Source organism: Streptomyces sp. NPDC048142 (assembly GCF_043202835.1).
Taxonomy (GTDB): domain Bacteria; phylum Actinomycetota; class Actinomycetes; order Streptomycetales; family Streptomycetaceae; genus Streptomyces.
In genome coordinates this window covers 153,657-174,586 of sequence record NZ_JBIDBC010000007.1, presented here as the reverse complement: position 1 = coordinate 174,586, position 20,930 = coordinate 153,657, and the positions used below count along the sequence as shown (strand labels likewise).

The 20,930-nt window shown below is 73.3% G+C and carries 17 protein-coding genes; 3 read left to right on the top strand and 14 right to left on the bottom strand.

Annotation, left to right across the window (positions count from 1 at the left end; all coding sequences use genetic code 11):
* Window positions 1–3: 3 nt before the first annotated feature.
* The 4 genes from ACGF2Y_RS12285 to ACGF2Y_RS12270 form a co-directional block, all read right to left on the bottom strand.
* A complete protein-coding gene (locus ACGF2Y_RS12285; RefSeq protein WP_392945601.1) occupies window positions 4–3,117 on the bottom strand; it encodes a PQQ-binding-like beta-propeller repeat protein in 3,114 nt (1,037 codons plus the stop codon).
* Between the two features lie 343 nt (window positions 3,118–3,460).
* Window positions 3,461–3,736: a hypothetical protein gene (locus tag ACGF2Y_RS12280; RefSeq protein WP_392945599.1), complete on the bottom strand. Its 276-nt coding sequence runs from the start codon at window positions 3,734–3,736 to the stop codon at window positions 3,461–3,463.
* A 4-nt stretch (window positions 3,737–3,740) separates the two neighbouring features.
* Window positions 3,741–4,517, bottom strand: coding sequence for a TetR/AcrR family transcriptional regulator (locus tag ACGF2Y_RS12275; RefSeq protein WP_392945597.1), 777 nt, complete (start codon window positions 4,515–4,517; stop codon window positions 3,741–3,743).
* A gap of 64 nt (window positions 4,518–4,581) precedes the next feature.
* Window positions 4,582–5,520, bottom strand: coding sequence for a diiron oxygenase (locus ACGF2Y_RS12270; protein ID WP_392945595.1), 939 nt, complete (start codon window positions 5,518–5,520; stop codon window positions 4,582–4,584).
* A 321-nt stretch (window positions 5,521–5,841) separates the two neighbouring features.
* On the opposite strand from ACGF2Y_RS12270, the gene ACGF2Y_RS12265 reads away from it, so the two are divergent.
* Both ACGF2Y_RS12265 and ACGF2Y_RS12260 read left to right on the top strand, forming a co-directional pair.
* The gene (locus ACGF2Y_RS12265; protein ID WP_392945593.1) at window positions 5,842–6,954 is read left to right on the top strand and encodes a ferritin-like domain-containing protein; all 1,113 of its coding nucleotides are present in this window, start codon (window positions 5,842–5,844) and stop codon (window positions 6,952–6,954) included.
* A 134-nt stretch (window positions 6,955–7,088) separates the two neighbouring features.
* The gene (locus ACGF2Y_RS12260) at window positions 7,089–7,940 is read left to right on the top strand and encodes a hypothetical protein (protein ID WP_392945591.1); all 852 of its coding nucleotides are present in this window, start codon (window positions 7,089–7,091) and stop codon (window positions 7,938–7,940) included.
* A 51-nt stretch (window positions 7,941–7,991) separates the two neighbouring features.
* Here the strand turns inward: ACGF2Y_RS12260 and ACGF2Y_RS12255 are convergent, their stop codons facing one another.
* The 10 genes from ACGF2Y_RS12255 to ligD form a co-directional block, all read right to left on the bottom strand.
* On the bottom strand, window positions 7,992–8,477 hold the full coding sequence (locus ACGF2Y_RS12255) for a DUF3291 domain-containing protein (protein ID WP_392945589.1): 486 nt from the start codon (window positions 8,475–8,477) through the stop codon (window positions 7,992–7,994).
* On the bottom strand, window positions 8,474–9,556 hold the full coding sequence (locus ACGF2Y_RS12250) for an amidase family protein (protein ID WP_392945587.1): 1,083 nt from the start codon (window positions 9,554–9,556) through the stop codon (window positions 8,474–8,476). The genes ACGF2Y_RS12255 and ACGF2Y_RS12250 overlap by 4 nt, the downstream gene beginning before the upstream one ends.
* 26 nt (window positions 9,557–9,582) lie before the next feature.
* On the bottom strand, window positions 9,583–11,040 hold the full coding sequence (locus ACGF2Y_RS12245; protein WP_392945585.1) for a penicillin-binding transpeptidase domain-containing protein: 1,458 nt from the start codon (window positions 11,038–11,040) through the stop codon (window positions 9,583–9,585).
* Window positions 11,037–12,419, bottom strand: a complete 1,383-nt coding sequence (locus ACGF2Y_RS12240) for an FtsW/RodA/SpoVE family cell cycle protein (RefSeq protein WP_392945583.1) — start codon at window positions 12,417–12,419, stop codon at window positions 11,037–11,039. Before ACGF2Y_RS12240 ends, ACGF2Y_RS12245 begins: the two co-directional genes overlap by 4 nt.
* Window positions 12,420–12,624: 205 nt before the next feature.
* Complete coding sequence (locus ACGF2Y_RS12235) at window positions 12,625–13,125, bottom strand: SH3 domain-containing protein (protein WP_392945581.1); 501 nt, start codon at window positions 13,123–13,125, stop codon at window positions 12,625–12,627.
* A gap of 102 nt (window positions 13,126–13,227) precedes the next feature.
* Window positions 13,228–14,607, bottom strand: coding sequence for an ATP-binding protein (locus ACGF2Y_RS12230; RefSeq protein WP_392945579.1), 1,380 nt, complete (start codon window positions 14,605–14,607; stop codon window positions 13,228–13,230).
* Window positions 14,604–15,434, bottom strand: a complete 831-nt coding sequence (locus ACGF2Y_RS12225) for a hypothetical protein (RefSeq protein WP_392945577.1) — start codon at window positions 15,432–15,434, stop codon at window positions 14,604–14,606. The genes ACGF2Y_RS12230 and ACGF2Y_RS12225 overlap by 4 nt, the downstream gene beginning before the upstream one ends.
* A 234-nt stretch (window positions 15,435–15,668) precedes the next feature.
* Window positions 15,669–15,986 carry a zinc-ribbon domain-containing protein gene (locus ACGF2Y_RS12220; protein WP_392945575.1) on the bottom strand — a complete coding sequence of 106 codons (318 nt, stop codon included), beginning with the start codon at window positions 15,984–15,986 and terminating at the stop codon, window positions 15,669–15,671.
* Window positions 15,983–18,415 (bottom strand): HEAT repeat domain-containing protein, encoded by a 2,433-nt coding sequence (locus ACGF2Y_RS12215; RefSeq protein WP_392945573.1) that lies wholly within the window; start codon window positions 18,413–18,415, stop codon window positions 15,983–15,985. Before ACGF2Y_RS12215 ends, ACGF2Y_RS12220 begins: the two co-directional genes overlap by 4 nt.
* A gap of 330 nt (window positions 18,416–18,745) precedes the next feature.
* The gene (ligD, locus tag ACGF2Y_RS12210; protein ID WP_392945571.1) at window positions 18,746–19,636 is read right to left on the bottom strand and encodes a non-homologous end-joining DNA ligase; all 891 of its coding nucleotides are present in this window, start codon (window positions 19,634–19,636) and stop codon (window positions 18,746–18,748) included.
* A 78-nt stretch (window positions 19,637–19,714) separates the two neighbouring features.
* Here ligD and ACGF2Y_RS12205 point away from each other — a divergent pair, with 78 nt between their 5' ends.
* Window positions 19,715–20,860: a Ku protein gene (locus ACGF2Y_RS12205; RefSeq protein ID WP_392945569.1), complete on the top strand. Its 1,146-nt coding sequence runs from the start codon at window positions 19,715–19,717 to the stop codon at window positions 20,858–20,860.
* Window positions 20,861–20,930 lie beyond the last annotated feature (70 nt).

Below are 20,930 nucleotides of genomic sequence, written 5' to 3'. Positions count from 1 at the left end.
GTCTCAGGCCACCGGGAAGGCGTAGAAGGACCTGTCCCGCTGGACGACGACGGTCTCCCCGATGGCGAGCGCCCGGTACGGCGCGCTCACCGTCGCGCCCTTCGGATCGGCCGACCCGATGTCCTGGAACTTCCACAGCCGCTCGCCGTCGGCCGCCGAGAACGCCGTTACCTGCACGGCGTCGGCGGCGATCAGGGTCTTCTCGCTGCGGCTCAGCGTGAGCGACGGAGCGTTCCCGATGCCCGGCACCTCCGTGGAGCGCCGCCATACGAGCCGGCCGCTCTCCCGTTCCACCGCGCCGACCAGCCGGCTGCGTTCGGTGGTGTGGATCAGGGGCCCGGCGACCAGGGGGGTGCCGAACACCGAGCCGTCGCTGCCCTCGACGCGCCACAGCGGCTTGGCGGTGTCCGTCTCGAAGGCCTGGAGGTCCGTGCCGACCGCCGCGTACAGCGTCCCGTCCTCGTCGCCCGTGGTGGCCGCTTCGGGGGAGGCCGCGCCGTACTGCTTGGTCCACAGCAGCTTGCCGGTCTTCTGGTCGAACGAGCGGACCGATCCCTTCCCCTTGGCGTCCTTGACCTCGGCCGCCGTCAGGCTGACCGCGTCCTGCCGTACGAGGACGTCGGCGGAGCGCTCCGCGACCACACGGTAGGCGGGGGTGCCGGGGGCGCGGCCCGCGGGCACGGGAGTCCGCCACAACTCCCTGCGCTGCACGATGTCGTACGCGAAGAAGTGGGCCCGGACGACTTCCTTGTCCTTGCCCTTCTTCTTGCCCTTCTTCGGCTTCGGGGCCTTCACGGTGACCGTGTGCGATCCGGTGAACCAGACGACCGGCCCGGAGCTCCCGGCCAGCCGGCCGACGGTGAGGCCCGGCAGGTCGGCGAAGGCGTCCGTGTAGCGCACGCGGTGCACGACCTTGCCGTTCTCCGGCGACAGCCACAGGAACTCCGTCGGGCTCGCCACGAAGACCAGGTCGCCGCCCGCCGCCAGCGCGGCCTGCCCCTTCGCGGCGTCCGCGCGCTGCCACAGCCGCTTGCCGGTGCGCAGGTCCACGGCGCTGGCCTGGCTCTCGCTGGTCACCACGAGCAGCTTGTCCTGCCATACGGCGGTGGTGAGCGGGGACGACTCGGAGGCCGGGTGCGCGTAGATCCAGCGCGGCTCGGGGGCCTGCCCGGGGAGCGTCCGGCGGGGCTTCGGCGCGGGCTTGTCGTCCGTCGCCTCCGCGGTGTCCCCGGACCCGAGCGCGGCGACCGAACCGCCGCCCACGACCAGCCCGCCGACGGCCGCCGCCGCGATGGTCAGCAGGGTCCGGCGGCTCGCGGCGGGGCCGGGCGCCGGGGCCGGCGCGGGAGGCAGCGGCAACGACACCATGGGGCCCCCGGCGGGCCCGCCCGGACCGGCGGGCCCGGCCGGGAGCGCCGCGGCGGGGTACGGCGCGGGGCCGCCGTGCGTAGCGCCCGGCTGCTGCGGGGTGACGGGTGCGGCGGGCGGTGCGGGCGGCATCGGACGGGCCGCCGGGGCGAGGCCGGCGCCCGGGGGTGCGGTGAGTTCGTGGGGGAGCGCGAGCTGAGTCGTCGGGCGGTCGTTCTGCGGCGGTCGCGGCCCGGTGTTGAGGAACCGCGTGGTGCCCCGGTCCTCCTCGGTGTCCCCGTCGCCTGCGGACACCGGAGCGGCGGCGGGCTCCTGGGGCGCGTCCACGGGCGGGGCGGGCGTGTCCACCGGCGATGCGGGGGCGTCTACCGGCGGCGCGGGGGCGTTTGCCGGCAACGCGGGCAGAGGCCGGGCGTCCTCGGGCTCCCGGGTCGTACGGGCGTCCATCGGCTCCGGGTTCGTGCGAGGGTCCTCGGGCCGGGCGTCCTTCGTGCGGGAGTCCTCTGGCCGGGCGTCCTGGGGCTCAGACGTGCCCTCCGACGCAGGCTCAGACGTCCCCTCCGGCTCGGCCTCCGGTGTCCCGGGGGCCGTCACGGGCTTCTGGGGCGCGGGCACGTCCACCGGCCGGGCGTCCTGGGGTGCCGAGGTCCCTTCCGGCTCGGCCTCCGGGGTGCCCTCCGTCGTAGGCTCAGGCGTCCGCTCCTGCTCGGACTTCGAGGTGCGCTTCGACGCAGGCCCGGAGGTCCGCTCCGGCTCAGGCTCAGAGGTCCCCTCCGACGCAGGCGCCGGCGTCCCCTCCGCCTCGGGCGCCCCGGCCTCCGCCTTCGCCTCCGGTACCTCCAGGGCCAGGACCCGTGCCTCCTGGTCCGCGACCGCCGCCGCGAGCCGTTCGGGGAGCCAGCCGCCCAGGGCGAGGCCCGCCGCGCCCTCCAGGGCCAGTTCGGCGGCGACCGTGCCGGCGGTGGGGCGCTGGGCCGGGTCCTTCGCCAGGCAGCCCGCGATCAGCTCGCGCAACTCCTCCGGCACGGCGTCGAGTTCGGGCTCGTCCTCGGCGATCCGGCGGGCGGCCTCCCCGGCCGGGCCCTCCGTGAACGGGGTCGTCCCGGTCGCCGCGTACGCCAGCAGCAGCCCCAGTACGAACAGGTCGGAGGCGGCGGAGACCTCCTTGCCCTCGATCTGCTCGGGCGTCAGATAGCCGAGCCGTACCGAGAGCTGGCCGCCCGGCCCGGCCTCCGCCGACGCGGCGGCGCCCAGCGGGCCGAAGGCGGTGAGGCGGGGGCCGTCGGCGGCCAGCAGCACCGTGCCGGGAGCCAGCCCCTGGAGTACGGACCCGGCGGCGTGCACCCGGGAGAGGATCTCGGCGACGCCCGCGCCCAGTATCCGCACGGCCCGCTCGGGCAGCGGACCGGCGATCCCGATCGCCTCGGCCAGCGGCAGCGCGGGGACGTAACCCGTCGCCGTCCACAGGAGGCCCGGCCCGTCGGCCGGGGCATCCGGCTCCTCGCCGATGTCCAGGGGCGGGTCCACCCAGCCGCCCGCGAGGCGTTCGGCGGTGCGGGCCTCGGCCTGGAAGCGGCGGCTGAAGACCGGTACGGCGGCCAGCTCGGGGCGCGCGGCGGTGATGAGGGCCGTCTCGCCGGAGGCGGTGTCCCGGGCCACGTACCGCACGGCGCTCGCGCCTTCGTGGAAGCGGGCCAGCGCGGTGAAGCGGCCGAAGCGGCGTGGATCGTCCTGACGCAGCGCCTCCATGGCGCACCCCCCTTGTGACCGTCCTCCGGCGACCGAGTGACCCGTCCTTCGGCACCTGACCGTCGATCTTAGACCCACCGGTAATTGGGGGGTGGGAGAAGGAGCGGGGCCGGGTGCGTGCAGCTGCAAGGCGGAGGATTGAGGCAGATGGGGTCTCCCCTGCTCGAGCGGAGCCGAGAGCTTGGGGAAGGAGCCATGGTGATTGACGACAACGCCGGAGGGGGCCCCTCCCTGCTCGAGCGAAGCCGAGAGCTTGGGGGAGTGCGTGCCCAGCCCCGCGACGCCGCCCCCCAATCGCCGGTGGGTCTTAGGGCCTGAGCCCTGCGGGCGGTCCGCCCGTCGGTCAGTCGCGGCCCGGCGGCTTGGACCAGGGCCACTTGAGGGTGCGGCGCTCGCGGCCCCCGGGGGCGTACTCGTACACCCAGCCGCGCTGGAGCCCGAGCCGCTTGGTGTAGCCGGCCGGGACCCGCTGGTAGGCGTACACGGTGGCGGGGCCGCCGTCGGGGGAGGGGACGGGGACCTCGTACCACTTCGGTGGATGGCCGGTCGGGCCGAGCAGGATCGGCAGGACCCGGCCGTCCAGGGGGCCGCCTCGGAAAGGGGTGTTCTCGCTCTTCACCGGGTCAGTCTGACGCAGCGGGCGCGGGCAGCAGGTGTGCCGCCTCCGCGAAGACCGGAATCACCCGTTCCGTCAGCCGTCCCGCCGGGCCGTCGGCCCGCTCCAGCGCCAGCAGGTCGTTCACCACCGCCGCGGTCTCCGGGTCGGTGGCGGCGGTCGCGGCGAGCAGGGCGATCAGGTGGTCGACCAGCCAGCCGCGCAGCTCGGCCGCGTCCGGCCGCTTCCCGTCGTCGAGCCAGATCAGCGAGGCCGCCTCGACGGCCGCGATCCAGCTGCGGACCATCATCCGCAGCCTCGGCCCGGCGGGCTGCTCCCCGGCCCCGCCGATCCGCCCGAGGTGGCGCAGGATCTCGTCGGCCGCCGCCCGTCGCACCCCGTCCACGATCGTCGTCGTACGGGAGGTCTCCACGACGCTGCCGCCGCGCAGCAGGGCGCTGAACCCGGTGTCGTGCTCGTCGACGAAGCGGAGGTAGCGGTCCAGGACCCGGGCGACCCGCTCGGTGGGCGGGCCCGCCGGCGGTTCGGTGAAGCACAGGGTCAGCTCGTCGGCCGCCGAGCCGAGCGCGGCCTCGTACAACTGCTGCCGCCCGCCCGGGAAGTAGCGGTAGACGAGCGGCCGGGACACCCCGGCCGCCACCGCCACCTCGTCGAGCGAGACCTCGTCGGGCGCCCGGTGGGCGAAGAGGCCGAGCGCGGCGAGCAGCAGCTGGGCGCGGCGCTCCTCGACGCTGAGCCTGCGGTACGTCGCCCGGGGCGGCGGGGCTGCGGCGGTGGAGGTCATGCCACCGAGCCTATCGCCGGTGGGTTGAGGACCACCGGGTCCAGGCCCTCCCGTCCGCACGGATTCAGGCCAGCAGGCCGGAGCTCCGCCACAGCCGGCGGCCGACGCCGTTCAGCAGTCCGATGTCGTCGAAGAAGTCGGTGAGCCGCTTCGCGCCCGACTGCATCACCTCGGCGCGGTGCCTGCTGGCCTTGACCTGGGCGAGGGCCTCACGGCGGTCCAGGCCGACGTTCTCGTACACCCGTGGGTTCACGAAGCAGACGGAGAAGACCCGGGCCGCCTCGCCGCAGCTGACCTTGGTGAGTTCGCGCTCCCAGCGCGGGGCGGTCACCATCTGGCGGCGCAGCTCCTCCCGGGCGTACCGGACGTGCCGGGCCTCCTCGATCACATGGATGCGGGTCACGCCGCGCACCAGGGTCTGCACCCGCTCGTCCGGGAACGTCAGCCGCTGCATCCAGTCGAGGATCTCCTCGCCCAGCAGGGTCGCGGCGAACGAACCGGGGGTGGTGGAGGCGGTCTTCAGGACGCGCGCCAGCTGGTGGTAGACGCGCGGCACCGGGTACGCCGGGGCGCCGCCCCAGTCGATCATGCGGCCGAACATCATCGAGTGCCGGCACTCGTCGGCTATCTCCGTGAGCGCGTAGCGGACGTGGTTGCTGGTCACCGGCTTGTCGTAGATGTGCCGGACCAGCAGCTGCATCAGGATGATCTCGAACCAGATGCCGAGCGAGGCCAGTGCCGCCGCCTCGTGCCGGGAGAGGTCGAGCCGCTGCTCCTCGGACATGCGGTCCCACATCGGGGTCCCGTACAGCGAGAGCAGCTCCGGCGGCCAGAACCACTTGCCCTCCTCGACGGCCGCGTCCCAGTCGAGTTCGGTGTCGGGGTCGAAGGAGTGCTTGGCCGAGGATGCGAGCAGCCGCAGGGCGATCTGCTCGCGGTCGCGGAGCGGCCCGAGCGCGTCGCGGAGCACGGTCATGTCGCGAGCGGCGGTGACGGTCGTCATGGCGGGAGCACCTCACACAGGAGTTAGCGGAAGCGGGAGTTACCGGAAGCGGGGGTCGTCGGAAGCAGGAGCTGCCGGAAGCGGGAGTCACCGGCGGTCACCCCTTATGAGACTTCCTGTCAGCAAGGCCGTCAATCCCCTGCGCACGACTCGGTGCAACTTGTTGACCCGCTGTCTACCAAGGTGTGAACCTGTCAGGGAGGCGGCCGGAGCCCGCGTTCAACTGCCGTCGGTGTCAGGGAACTTGTCGATCAGGCCGAGCGGATCGAGCAGGTCGAGCAGGTCGAGCAGATCGAGTCAGTCGAGGCGAAGGAGCCGTCCGTGTCCACACATGACCTCTACACCACCCCGCCCGCCGAACCGATATGGCAGGTCCCCGCCACCGGAGCCGCCCGGTTCAGCTGGGACTACGACGACGGGCGCGAACGCCTCCTCGCCCTCTACCAGAAGGGCAAGGACAAGCAGTGGGACGGCAGCAAGCGGATCGACTGGTCCCTGGAGGTCGACCCCGCCGACCCGCTCGGCACCCCCGACGAGGCGCTCGCGCTGTACGGCACCCCGCACTGGGCGAAGATGACGGAGAAGGACCGGGGGGAGCTGCGCAAGCACTACACCTCCTGGCAGTTCAGCCAGTTCCTGCACGGCGAGCAGGGCGCGATGGTGTGCGCGGCGCGCATCGTGGAGTCCGTCCCCGACCTGGACGCCAAGTTCTACTCCGCCACGCAGACCATGGACGAGGCCCGGCACGCCGAGATCTACGGCCGCTTCCTGCACGAGAAGATCGGCATGCTCTACCCGGTCAACGACAACCTCCAGGGGCTGCTGGGCGACACCCTGCGCGACTCCCGCTGGGACATGCCCTATCTCGGGATGCAGGTCCTCATAGAGGGCCTGGCGCTGGCCGCCTTCGGGATGATCCGCGACACCACCACCAAGCCGCTGCCCAAGCAGATCCTCGCGTACGTCATGCAGGACGAGGCCCGGCACGTCGCCTTCGGAAGGATGGCGCTGCGCGACTACTACAGGCAGCTGGGCGACGCCGAACTCCGCGAGCGCGAGGAGTTCGTCATCGAGGGCTGCTACCTGATGCGCGACCGGCTCAGCGGCGTCGAGGTCCTGGAGAACTTCGGCATCGGCAAGCAGGAGGCGAAGGACCTCTCCGAGCACTCCGAGTACCTCCAGCTCTTCCGCAAGCTCCTGTTCAGCCGGATCGTCCCGTGCGTCAAGGACATCGGACTGTGGGGTCCGCGGCTCCAGAAGGCGTACGTCGACATGGGCGTCCTCGAACTCGGCGACTCCAGCCTCGACCTGCTGATGTCCCAGGACGAGGAGATAGCCGAGGAACTGGACCGCGAGCGCTTCGCCGCCGAGGAGCGGGCCCGGGTGGCGGAGGTCGCGGAGGCCATCGGCGAGGGGGCCGCCGAAGCCGCCTGAGTGGCGGGGACCGGAGCGGGGTGTCGGGGTGAGCCGATGGGGCGGGCCGTCCGCGCGCGGGGCGATTCTCTCGACCTGGTACCGATATCGGCCGCATCGAAATTCCGTTCGCAAACGTGTCGTACCGTGAGCGTATGACCACCCCGCCCTACCCGTCGCAGGGCCCGTACGGGCCGCCGTCCCCGCAGAACCCCTACGGTCCGCCGCCGGTCGCACCGGGGTCCGTCCCGCAACAGCCCTACGGCTACCCGCAGCAGCCCCCGGCCCCGCCCCAGCAGGGCGGCGGCTGGGGTCAGCCCGGTATGCCCGGCGGCCCGGGGACGGGCGGCCGGCCGCCGGCGGCCCCGCAGCCGCCGCGCGGGAAGCGGACCGGGCTGATCATCGGGATCGCGGTCGGCGCGGTGCTGGTGGCGGGCGGGATCGTCTTCGGCGTCACCCAGCTCGCCGACAAGGGCACCGACCTGGCGTACCCGAAGGCGGAGCACCGGCTCCTCGTGCAGCAGAAGCTCCTGGACGACGAGTTCAGCCTGAGCCAGGACCTGTCGGAGACCGAGGGCAAGGAGATCGAGGACACTCCCGACCCCAGCATCCGGGACGCCGAGGCGGTCGTCGCGCACTACGCCTCGGCCAAGGGCGGCGCCCTGGTGCTCTCGGGGATGTACGGGCGGCTCGCCAGCCCCGGATTCATGCGCGGCAAGATCATGGAGGGTGCGGCGGAGGCCGACGGCGCGAAGCTCGTCGTGCCCGCCAAGGAGTTCAGGCCCGAGGGGTACGACATCACGATCGAATGCCAGGTCGTGCAGTCGAAGGAGTCCGGCGGCGTCGTGAACATCCCCATGTGCGCCTGGGGCGACGACAACACCGCCGCGATGGTCGCGCTGGTCCGCCCGGAGACCGTGCTGGAGGACGCCAAGTCCGTCGACCTGGCAGGGGTCGCGGCGGAGACGGCCAAGGTCCGCGAGGAGGCCCGCAAGCCGATCGGCTGACCCGCCGCGGTCCGGGCGGGGCCGGAGCCTCCCCCGCCCGTCCGTCGCCGGTCAGCGCACTCCGGCCGGTGCCGGGAAACGGGTGCGCAGGGTGAACGCTCGCTCGGTCGGGCCGTGTTCACGCAGGTGCAGCAGCCGCTCCTCGGCGTCCGCCACCGTCGGGCGTACCCCCGCCGGCACCCACCAAAGGGCGGTCATCGCCTCCCGGATCTGCTCGAACCACTCACGGCGCCGGCTCATCAGCTCCCGGTGCCGCCCGGCGTACATGAAGCCGGTGAGCGCTTCGACGTCCCGCCACACCGACATGTTCACGATCAACCAGTCGTCCCCGAAGACCGGGACGTCCGTGGCGTTCCCGGAGTCGGAGCGCAGTCGCCAGAGGAACCCGTCGGCTTCGTCGGCGACCGCGTTCACCGGGTCCAGCCCATCGACGAAGTCCTTCAGTTGCGGTGAGTCCAGCGGGAATCTGAGCCGTGAGATGTTCACCTGCGCCAACTCGTGTTCTCCGCCGCCGTTTTCTGTCTCGATAGAGGTCATGACCGCACGGTAGGCAGGACGCTCTCCACCGCGCGGGCCATTCCGAGCAGCGAGACGTCGGCTCCGCGCGCCGCCACCAGCTGGAGCCCCACCGGGCAGCCGTCCTTGGTGAATCCGGCGGGCAGGCTGGCCGCCGGATGGCCGCTCAGGTTGAACGCCCAGGTCAGGGCGGTGGAGTAGAGGTCGCCCGGACCCTCGTGCCCATGCGGCCGGTTCGGCGTGACCGGGGTCAGCAACAGGGGCGCGGCGGCGAAGAGGCCATCGAGCCGGTCGTCGTTCGCCCGCCGGACCGCCACGGCCCCCGGGTCCCCGGGCGCCCCGCCCCGTACCGCCTGCCAGGCCCGCGCCGGGTCGAGCAGGGCGCAGTCCGTGTCCAGCAGGCGTACGGTCCCCGCCGCCACGAGCCGGTCCACCGCCGCCCGGACGACGGCCGCCACCTCCGGATCCACGTCCGCGAAGCCGAGGCCCTCGCTGTAGACGGCGGGAAGCGGGAGCGGCGGGGCGGCGGGCGGCTCGTACCCGTCCAGCACATGGCGGAGATACCGCTCAGCACCCGCGGCCGTCCGCGCCAGCACCCCCGCCGACGCGAGCCCGGACCGGTCGGGGGAGGGGAGCAGCCCGTTCGTCGTCTTCAGCCCGAACACCCCGCACCAGGCGGCCGGGATGCGGACCGACCCGGCCCCGTCGCTGCCCGTCGCCAGCTCCACCATCCCCGCCGCCACCGCGACCGCCGAGCCCGCCGACGAACCGCCGGGCGTGCGGTCCGCCCGCCAGGGGTTGACCGTACGGCCGTGGGCGCCCCGGCCCCAGGTCTGCCAGACCGTCCCGGGGCCGGGGACGGAGGTCGCGCCGACCGGTACCCCGCCCGCCGCGATCAGCCGGCGGGCCGCGTGCGAGCGGATGCCGGAGGGGCCCTTCACCGCGAACGGCAGCCCGCCCAGCGGGAGTCGCCGCGCCACGGTCTGCCGTTCCCGGGCGAGCGCCTCGTCGGGCCAGACCTCGATGAACGCGTTGAGCGCCGGGTCCAGCCGGTCGATCCGCTCCAGGGCCCGCGCCACGGCGGACGGTCTCGGTGTCATGCCGCCAGTCTCCCGGAGGGCGCGGGTCACTCCTCCAGCGCCGCCTCCATCACCGCCCGTGCGATCGGGGCCGCGCTGCCGCCGCCGCTGATGTCGGCCCGGTCGGCGGCGGCGTCCTCCACGACCACCGCCACCGCGACCGCCGGGCGGCCGGAGCCGGGGGCCTGGGCCCAGGAGATGAACCAGGCGTACGGCAGACCGGAGTTGTCGATGCCGTGCTGGGCGGTGCCGGTCTTGCCGCCGACCTTCGCCCCGTCGATCGCCGCGTTCGACCCGGTGCCGTTCTCCACCACGTCGACCATCATCCGCTGGAGCTGCACGGCCGTCGACGGGCTCATCGCCCGCTCGTACGGAGGGGACCCCTCCTGCCGGACCGTCTGCCCGTCGTTCGTGGTCACCCGGTCCACCAGATGCGGACGGCGCAGATCCCCGCCGTTGGCGACCGCCGCGGCGACCATCGCCATCTGGAGCGGGGTCGCGGTCGTGTTGAACTGCCCGATCGAGGACTGCGCGAGCTGGTCGTCGCTCATGTCGGTGTCGAAGGTGCTCCTGGCCACCCCGGACGGGATGCGCAGCCCGGTGTCGTTGAAGCCGAACCTCTCCGCCGCCTCCACCATCCCGTCCAGCCCGACCTCCACCCCCAGGTGGGCCATCACCGTGTTGCAGGACACCCGGATCGCATCCGCCAGGGACGCCTGCTCGCAGCCGCTCGACTCGTTCGGCAGGGTCGTGCTCGTGCCGGGCAGGACGTACGGCGACGGGGTGTCCGTGGCGGCGTCGGGGTCCGTCACCACCCGGGCCTCCAGCGCCGCCGCCGCCGTCACGATCTTGAAGGTGGAGCCCGGCGGATAGGTCTGCCGGATGGCCCGGTTCAGCATCGGCAGGCTCTTGGCCGCGTTCAGCCGGGCCCACGCTTCGGTCACCGCGGACCCGGTCCCCGACAGCCGCTCGGGGTCGTACGACGGGGTCGAGACCAGCGCCAGGATCTCGCCCGTCGACGGGTCCAGGGCCGCGACCGCGCCCCGCCGCCCGCTCAGCCCGTCGTACGCGGCCTGCTGCATCGACGCCTTGATCGTGGTGACGACATCGCCGCCCGGCTGCCGGCCCCGCGTGAACTCGTTCCAGAACGGCAGCGGCGCCAGAGCCGGGTCCGTACCGGACAGGACGGAGTCCTCGGCGTTCTCGATGAGCGTGGTGCCGTACGTCTGCGAGGCGTATCCGGTCACCGGGGCGTACAGCGGGCCGTGCAGATAGGTGCGCTCGAAGCTGAGCTGCTCGCCGGTCTCCTTGTTGCCGGTCACGGCCCGGTCGCCGACCAGGATGTTGCCGCGCGGCTGGTCGTAGCGGGCGATGGCGTTACGGCGGTTGGCCGGGTTGTCGTCCAGTTCGCCGGCCTCGAAGAGCTGGACGCGGGCCGCGTTGACGAGCAGCGCCACGAGCAGCAGCAGACAGAAGGCGGCGGCCCGCCGGATGCAGCGGATCACCGGTCCTCCTCCGCCACGGACGCCGCGATGACCCCGGTCTCCACCTGTTCCGGATGGGGTCTGCGCGAGACGTCGCTGACCCGGATCAGCAGCGCCACGATGATCCAGTTGGTGACGACGGAGGAACCGCCCTGCGCGAGGAACGGCATCGCCATCCCGGTCAGCGGGATCAGCCCCATCACCCCGCCCGCGATCACGAACACCTGGAGCGCCAGGATCGACGCCAGGCCGATGGCCAGCAGCCGTCCGAACGCGTCGCGCAGGGCGAGCCCGGCCCGGTAGCCGCGCGCCACGAGCAGCGCGTACAGCAGGAAGATCGCGGTCAGCCCGCTCAGGCCCAGCTCCTCGCCCGCGGTCGCCAGGATGAAGTCGGACTTGGCGGCGAAGCCGATCAGGATGGAGTGGCCCGCGCCGAGCCCGGTCCCGAGCATCCCGCCCGCGGCGAACGCGAACAGCGACTGGGCGAGCTGGCCGGGCCCCTGCCCCGCGTCGATCGAGGCGAACGGGTCCAGCCAGTCCTGCACCCGGCTGTGGACATGTGGTTCGAAGGAGCCCACGACGAAGGCCCCGACGGAGGCCAGGAGCAGGCCGACCGCGATCCAGCCGGTCCGGCCGGTCGCCACGTACAGCATGATGACGAAGAGCCCGAAGAACAGCAGCGAGGTGCCGAGATCGCGCTCCAGCACCAGCACCCCGACGCTCAGCAGCCAGATCGCCACGATCGGCCCGAGCACCCGGCCGGAGGGCAGTTGCAGCTTCCACACCGTGCGGCCGGTGTACGCGAGCGCGTTGCGGTTGGCGGCCAGATAGGCGGCGAAGAACACCGCGAGCAGGATCTTGGCGAACTCACCGGGCTGGAAGGAGAGTCCGCCGATCCGGATCCAGATCTTCGCCCCGTTCACCGCCGGGAAGAAGATGGGCACGGTCATGAGCGCGAGCGCCGTGGCCACCGAGAGATACGCGTACCGCTGGAGCACCCGGTGGTCGCGCAGCAGCACCACCACGGCGGTGAACAGCGCGACGCCGAGCGTGGACCAGATGAGCTGGGTGGGCGCGGCCTGGTCCCTCGGGGTCTCCAGATCGAGCCGGTAGATCAGTACCAGGCCGAGACCGTTGAGCAGCACCGCGATCGGCAGCAGCAGCGGATCGGCGTACGGGGCCCGGAAGCGGACCGCGACATGGGCGAGCAGCGCGAGCGTGCCGAGCCCGGCGCCGTACCCGGCGACGTCGGGGGGCACGGCGCCGTCGTGGGCGAGGCCGACCGCCGCATAGCCGAGGACGGAGATCAGGACGCCCCCGACGAGGAGGGCGAGCTCCACCCCGCGCCGCTTGGGCAGGCGTAGCTCGGGCGGGGGAGCGTCCGCCGTCGTTGCGGTCATGCCCCGCAACGTAGCAAGAGGTACGCGGTATTTCCCTTATGTCACACCTGCTCATGTCAGAGCCCACCGGAGCGCGGGCCGGCGCTCACCGGGGCATGCGTCCGCCCGCGGAGCTCACGGCGACAGGGCCGGACTCCACGGGCGGGCTCCACGGGCGGACGCAGGTGCGGACGTGCGGGTGTGCGGGTGTGCGGGTGACGCGGGGTCAGCACCACCTCGGCGCGGCGCCGATGTTCTCGATGTAGCGGGCCGCACCCCAGGCCCAGGTGCCGTCGGTCAGCAGGTACCAGCGGGGGTTGCCGTCGACGTTGTCGCCCTTGGTCTTGCAGAAGATGTGGACGATCGAGCCGTACTCGACCGAGCCGACGATCCGGCTGCTGCGGGTCGGCCGGTCACGGAGCAGCAGGTACGGCTTGGCGATGACCCGTCCCGTGTAGGTCCGCTTGGGCGCCTGGGACTCTGCCTGGCCCTGGGTCTGAGTCTCCCGGCCGGCCTCCTTCTGCTGCGCCTCGTGCTCGCGCTGGAGGGCCGAGGCGGAGAGCTCGTCGGACGTCGGGTCCGTGACGGTGGCCTCCGCGCGCTGTCCGGCGGGCTGGGGGTCGGCCGCCAGTGCGGCGGGGGCGGCGGCGGTGAGCGCCGCGAGCGCGCCGGTGGCCACGCAGAGACCGAGCCGGCGGAGCCGCGAGGAGCGGGACAGGGGGGACATACTGCCTCCATGCGATGAGGAAGATGAGGAAAGGGACCGTGGGGGACACGAGCTGGGCTCGTGCTGGCCACGCTAAATTCGACACTCACCGTCCGCAACGCGTCACGGTGCGTGAGGGCGGCCCTCCGTTGGGCCGTGCGGGGCATCCGTCCCCGCCGGTCCCCCGTCCCGGCCCGGATTCCCGCCGGAATCCCCGTCGTCGAGATGTACGTACTCCGGCAGGGTCAACCGGGCGAGCGCCCCGCCGTCCGGCGGATTGCCGAAGTCCAGCCGGGCGCCGATGACCTGGGCCTGGCCGAGGGCGATGGTCAGCCCCAGGCCGTGCCCCTTGCCCGCGCCGTCCGTACGGAACCGCTGCGGCCCGCCGTCCAGCAGATACGCCGGGAATCCCGGGCCGTGATCGCGTACGGAGACCACCGCGCCGTCCACGCTCAGCACCACCGGAGGGCGCCCGTGCCGGTGGGCGTTGGCCACCAGATTGCTGAGCACCCGCTCCAGGCGCCGCCGGTCGGTCTCCACCCGGGCCGCGCCCGTCACCCGTACCTCGGTGTCGGTGCCCGACGCCCGGACGACCCGCTCCGCCACCGGCGCGAGATCGTGCACGGCGAGGTCGACCTGCTCGGTACGGGCGTCCAGCCGGGAGATCTCCAGCAGGTCCTCCGTCAGGGACCGCATCGCCCGCACCCGGTCGCGCACCAGCTCCGCCGGGCGGCCCGGCGGCAGCAGTTCGGCGGCGGCCGACAGGCCGGTCAGCGGGGTGCGCAGCTCGTGCGCCACATCGGCGGTGAACCGCTGCTCGGTCTGGAGCTTGCGCTGAAGCGTCGAGGCCATGGTGTCGAGCGCGCCCGCCACGATCGCCACCTCGTCCTGGGCGCGGACCGGGCGCGCGGTCCGGGGGTCGTCCACCCGGGCGTCGAGGTCGCCCGCACTGATCCGGCGGGCCACCCGGGCGCTCTGGTGCAGCCTGCGGGTCACCCGGCCGACGGCGAACAGCCCGACGAACAGGGTGGCGGCGATGGCCAGCAGCGAGGAACCGGCGATGGCCCGGTCGAGCCCGGCGATGGTGCGGGCGCTGTGGCTGTAGTCCGTCCAGGTGGTCAGCGCCCGCCCGTCCGCCGGACCGGCCGCCCACATGGCGGGGCCGCCCTGACCGTCCGGGTCGCCCGGCCGGTGCGGGCCGTCCGCCACGACGGTGCCCCGCTCGCCGCCCGCCGCCAGGGCGCGCAGCGAGGCGGGCAGCCCCGGCGGGTCGATGCCGGAGTCCCGGGGCAGCGGCTCCCCGGCCTCGTACGCGTCGATGACCAGCTCCAGCCGTTCCAGCGCCTTCTCGCGGGCGTGGCCGACCGTCTGCCGGGTCACCGCCGTGTGCACCAGGACGCCGAGGAGGGCGGCCAGGGTGCAGCACATGACGGTCAGGAAGACCGCGGACTTCCAGGTGAGGCTCGCGGTCCAGGAGGGCGAGCGGAAGCCGCGCCGCCTCATCGCGTCCCCGCAGGGGATTCCGAAGGCGTACGGGGCGTACGGGTGGAGGAGCCGGCGGACGGCGTCGGCGCGCCCGTCGCCGCGCCCGCCCCTGCCCCCGTGCCGGTCGGCGTGCTCGTCGGCGTGCGTTGCGGCTGCGGGGTCTTCCGGTGCTCGGGCGTCCGCAGGATCTCGTCCCGGGTGGGCAGCATCGCGCGCTGCCGGTCGTCCCAGGACCACGCGGTGCGGTATTCGTACCCCGGGATCACCGAGGGGGTCCGCATGATCACGTCCCGGCCCGCCAGCTCCACGCTGATGACGGCGTCGTAGGTGGACATGATCCGGGTCAGCCGGTCCCCGTCCGGCATGTAGACGCGCACGGCGATCTGCCGGTCGGGCATCCGGATACCGAGCACCAGTTCGTCCCTGCCGTCGCCGGTCAGGTCGCGGTAGTACGGCGGGAGGACCGGGCAGTCGTCCGGGGCGGTCCGGCACGCCTCGACCTGCCGGACCGTGTCGTCCGGCAGCTCGTCCAGGCCGCTGTCCCGGTCGGTCTTCGCCTTCAGCCCGGCCTGCGCCACGGCCACCGGGTCCAGCCGCCGCACATCACCGCCGGTCACCCGGATTCCCGGGATACGCGCGGTCTCGCCCTCGCCGTAGTCGTACGGCGCGGAGGAGGCGGGCGGCAGATCCGGCCAGAGGTGCTTGGGCTCGACGGCCGACGGCGCGTCCCCGGCGCTCCTCAGCCCGCCGGCGGCGCCGCAGCCGGACAGCAGGGCGAGCGCGGCGACGGCGGACACGGCGGACACGGCCCTTCGGGTCGCCGCCGGGACGCGGTGCGGGAGCATGGCTCGCCTCCTCTCCGACGACTGCGGTCTCACACCCTAGACGGACGGCCGCGCGCAATGCCGACTTCGTGCCGCTGTGTGACGTCGAGTGGGCCTATGGGGTGCTTTGGGTCGCCGCGGAGCCGGCGCTGATACGGGTCGTGGGCGTCGGCGCCGGTACGGGTGGCGAGGGGCGACGCGGGCACGGGTGGTGAGGTCTGGTGCCGGTGCCGGTGCCGGTGCGGGTCGTGAGGGTCAGCGCTGGTACGGGTTCTGTCCGGGCGGAGTGAAGCCGGGCTGCTGCGGGGCCTGGCCGTGGACGGCGCCGTCCTGCCCGGCCGTGGCCTGGGCGAGCAGCTGGTCCGCCTGCTCCCCGGGTATCTGCTGCTCCCCGCCGCAGAAGGTGCACTGCGTGGCGTACTTCGTCGAGAACGGGAACAGCGGCACGAAGAACAGCGTGAACTTCGTGACCCGCTTGCGCAGGGTGTGCGCCGCCGGATTGCCGCACCAGCCGCACACCATCGTCAGGATGGCCAGCTGGTAGAGGTAGCCCTTGGTACCGAAAATGATCATGCCGTGGTCCCTTTCCCCGTCCCCCGGAGTGCCCGTCGGCACAGCGCCAGGAGCTTTTCGTCCTCGTGGATGTCGTGACTGCCGTACCCACCGTCCATCGCGTTGTGACGGCGCACGGAGGCGAGTTCGCTCCGCAGGACGTGTGCTGCGGCCGACCCCGCCGGGACCGGCCCCATCCGTGCCACGCATTCTGCCACCCGGACCCGGACATGGCGGCTCCGCTCCCAGCCGGCGAGCAGCGCCTCGGTGGTCTCCTGCGGCCGGCCGGACACCTCCCACAACGCGATCGCCGCGTCCACCCGCATCCACAGTTCCTCGTGCGCCAGCAGCCCGCGCAGCCGGGGCGCGACCACCGAGGCGCGCGGTCCGAGCGCCCCCAGCGCCACCGCCGCCGCGCGCCGGTCGTGCACCTGGTCCGACTGGAGGCCCTCGATCAGCACCGGCAGCACCGCATCGGTGTCCCCGGAGATCGCCCACAGCGCCTCGGCCACCTCCGTCGCGGAGGCCGACCCCGGGCGGCGGATCAGCGCCCGCAGCTCCGGGACGGCCTCCCGCGCCGCGGGCCCGAACGAACCCAGCGCCCGCAGCGCCGCCGTACGCAGCCACTCGCCCCGGTACGCCGGCGCCCCGCGCAGCACCCGCAGCACCTCGGGGGCCGCCTCGCCCGCCCGCAGCCCGGTCAGCCCGGCCAGCAGCGGGCTCGCCCGGTCGTAGGCCCCCTCGTTCAGCTCCACCTCCGCGAGCCTGCGCCGCAGCGCCCCGGCGAGCGGCCGGGCCGCCGCCCCCAGGTGGCCCACCGCGAACCCCACGTCGTGCGCCACCTCGGGCAGCTCCAGCGCCGCCGCGAGCGCGGGCACCGCACGGGCGTCGCCGAGGCGCGCCAGGGCCTTCACGGTGGAGCCGAGCCCGGGTGGACCGCCGGCCCAGGTCTTCACCCAGTCCCCGGGTTCGGCGGCCAGCCGGGCGGCCAGGGCGTCCGCCGCGGGCGCGGCGAGGGAGAACAACTCCTCCAGGACATGGGACGCGGCCTCGGCCAGCCGGGGCTCGGGGTCGGAGAGCTGATCGCCGACGAGCGCCACCAACTCCTCGTACGGGCCGCGCCAGGCCCGTATCAGCCCGCCGCTCATCCGTACCGCGTCGATGCGCTGCCGGCGGTCGGGGCTGCGCAACTGGTCGGCGAGGAGCGCCGTGCGGTCGCCCACCCGGTCGTCGAGGCCGACGTGCAGGGTGCGCAGCAGATCCGCGGCCCAGGGGGCGCCGCGCCCGGCGTTCTCCTGGGCGGACAGCGACCGCAGTTGCCCCACGAGCGTGGGCGTCGCGACCTGCTCGCCCCGACGGGTCTCCGCCGCGGCGACCGGCTCGGAGTCCACCGGCTCGGAGTCCACCGGCTCGGAGTCCACCGGCTCGGAGTCCACCGGCTCGGAGTCCACCGGCTCGGAGTCCACCGGCTCGGAGTCCACCGACTCGGAGTCGACCGGTGTGGAGTCCACCGGCTCGGAGTCCACGGACTTGGAGTCCACCGACTTGGAGGCCATCGGCTCAGGGCCCATCGGCTTGGAGTCGACCGGCGTGGAGTCCATTGACTTGGAGGCCATCGGCTCCGCGTCCGGGGCCGGCGCGTCCGGGGTCGGCGCGTTTGCCTCCCGCGCGGCGTTACCCTCCGGGGCTGCGTTCCTCTCCCGCGCGGCGTGCCCCTCCGGCGCCGATCGCATCTCGCGCAGCAGCCCCGAGACCACCGGCACCACATCGCCGGGCAGCCCGTCGGGCGAACAGCGCGCCAGCTGGGCCAGGGCCGCGAGCCGCAGCCCCGGGGAGTGCGCCCGGGACGCCAGCCGGCCCAGCCACTCCGCGACCCGCCCCGCCAGCGGCCGGTGCCGCAGCGCGACCCGCCCGGCCGCCTCCACGAGGGCGAGCCGCACCTCCTCGTCGGGCTCCACCGGCAGCCGCTCCCGCAGCAGCGCGAGCACCCGCACGGGGTGCCGGTGCAGCGTGGCGAGCGCCAGCGGGGCCGCGAGCCGCACCCCGGGGTCCTCGTCGGCGATCAGCTCGAAGAACACCCCGGCGCCCGCGGTGACCGCCGCCGCCGCCATCGCGTAGTTCGCGGCGCCCTCGATCTCGTCCTCGTCGATCTCCGCCTCGTCGTCCTCGTCGAGGTCGAAGCCGCCGATGCTGGTGAGCAGTTCGACCACGCTGCCCCGGTCCTGCACCCCCGGATCCACGACCAGCTCCAACAGGAACGGGATGCACGCGAGCGTGCACGCGTACACATCGCCCTGGTGGTGCACCGCGCCGTACATACCGTCCAGCGCCGCCTCCCGCTGCGCCGGATCGTCGGATGCGAGCCCCCGCAGAAGCGCCGGCACATCGTCGGCAGGCCCGTAGGCATGCTCCATCGAGGCCCAGTCGACCTCGTCGATCCCCGAGAACACGCCATCTCCTCCCCACGACCACGACAGCGCCCGGACCGGCGTGCACCGTAGCGCGCCCTGCCCGTCACACCCCTCCGGCGCGCCCCGCAGAAAGCGCCTGCGCAGAGTGTGCACCACGGCTCCGACAATCCACCCGCCACTTGTGGCCTTTCCTCGGGCCCGTGACGAGGTCATGACCCGGTCAAGAGGATTCGGCTGTGAGGTTGCTGTGAAGAGCGGGCGCCCACCGCCCGGCCGGGTACGTGACACCGGTCGCCGAGTACGTGACACTGCCCGGTCGGGCGCGTCACGTCGGCCGGACAGGCGTTGCACACCAGCCGGCCAGGCGCGTCACACCGGCAGTGGGCGCGCCTGCTCCGGGGCGTTCAGCGGGGCGAGCAGATCGCCGTGCAGGTCCAGCCGGGCGGCCATGTCCTCGGCGCGGAACACCAGGGCCCCGGCCTCCCGGCACCTGGTGATCTCGTCCCAGGTGACCGGGGCCGACACCGTGGGCTCGGGCCTCGCCCGCAGGGTGTAGGGCGTGGCGGTCGTCTTCGTCGCGGCGTTCTGGCTGAAGTCGACGAAGACCTTGCCCGGTCGCAGGGCGCGCTTCATCCGGTGGAGCGCCAGCCCCGGCAGAGCCGCCTCCGCCTCGATCGCGAGCCGCTTCGCATACGCGGACACCTCGCCGGAGGGGGTGGGCTCCAGCGGGACCAGCAGATGCAGCCCCTTGGCCCCGGACGTCTTCCCGTACGCGAACAGCCCGTCGGCCGCGAGGCGCTCCCGCAGCCAGAGCGCCACCGCACAGCACTCCACGACGGTCGCGGGGGAGCCGGGGTCCAGGTCGAGGACCATCCGGTCGGCCGTCCCCGGCGCGTCCGCGCGCCACTGCGGAGTGTGGAACTCCACCACCAGGTTCGCCGCCCACATCAGCGAGGCCAGATCCCCCACGACCACCTGCCGGGCGGCCTGGTCCTCGCTCCGGGGAACAGGGGTGGTGGCCACCCAGGCGGGCGTACCGGGCGGCGGATTCTTGGTGAAGAAGAGCTGGCCGCCCGGCCCGTCCGGGTACCGCAGGAAGGACACGGGGCGGTCGCGCAGATGGGGCAGGATCACGCCGCCCGCGGTGGCCGCGTAGTAGTGGAGGACCTCGCCCTTGGTCGTCCCGGTGGCCGGATACAGGACCTTGTCGAGATTGCTGAGCGACACCCGTCGCCCCTCCACCTCGGTGATCGGCGTCATACCATAAGAGTCACACGAAAACCGGCCAAAGCGCCTTTGACGGTCAAAGAGTCCTTAACGGTCGACAAGGGGTGAACGGTGAGGTCCATATGGAACGGCGCGATTTCCTTCGGGCTGGTCAGCATTCCGATCAAGCTGGTCAACGCCACCGAGAACCACTCGATCCATTTCCGGCAGATCCACCTCTCCGACGGTGGCCGGATCCGGTACCGCAAGGTCTGTGAACTGGACGAGGAGGAGATCGAGGCCGGCGAGATCGGCAAGGCGTACGAAGACGCCGACGGCACGATGATTCCGATCACCGACGAGGATCTCGCCCAGCTTCCGCTGCCGACGGCGAAGACCATCGAGATCGTCGCCTTCGTGCCCTCGGACCGGATCGACCCCCTCCAGATGGACGCGGCGTACTACCTCTCCGCCAACGGCGTCCCGGCCGCCAAGCCGTACACCCTGCTCCGCGAGGCCCTCAAGCGCAGCAACAAGGTCGCCGTCGCCAAGTACGCCCTGCGCGGCCGCGAGCGGCTCGGCATGCTCCGTGTCGTCGACGACGTGATCGCCATGCACGGCCTGCTGTGGCCGGACGAGATCCGCGCCCCCGAGGGCGTCGCCCCGGACAGCGACGTCACGGTCCGCGACGCCGAACTCGACCTGGCGGACGCCCTGATGGACACCCTCGGCGAAGTCGACATGGACTCCCTCCACGACGACTACCGGGAGGCGGTGGAGGAGCTCATCACCGCGAAGGCCTCCGGCGAGAGCGTGCGCCCGGCCGAGACCGAGGACGCCGGCGGCGGCAAGGTCATCGACCTGATCGCGGCCCTGGAGAACAGCGTGCAGGCGGCCAGGAAGTCCCGGGGGGAGCAGGGGGACGAGGACGAGGACGAGGGCGACATCGCCGACGTCCACCCCATCAAGAAGACGTCCGGGACGACCGCGAAGAAGACGAAGAAGACCACGCACCGCACCCCGACCGGCAAGACCGTCACCCGCTCCGGAAGCTCCACGACGAAGAAGTCCGCCCCCAAGTCCACCGGCGCGAAGAAGTCCACGTCGACGGCGAAGAAGTCCGCCGGGAGCGGTGGTAGCGGAGGAAGCAGGGGAAGCGGCGGGAGCGGCGGGAGCCGGACGACCGCGAAGAAGACCGCGGCGAAGAAGCAGACGTCATCCAGCGGCGACACCGCGGCGAAGAAGACGGCGTCCTCCCGCAAACGCGCCTCGGCCTGACGATGCGCCGGTCCGAAGCCGGTCCGAAGCCGGTCCGAAGCCGGTCCGACGCCGGTCCGACGCCGGTCCG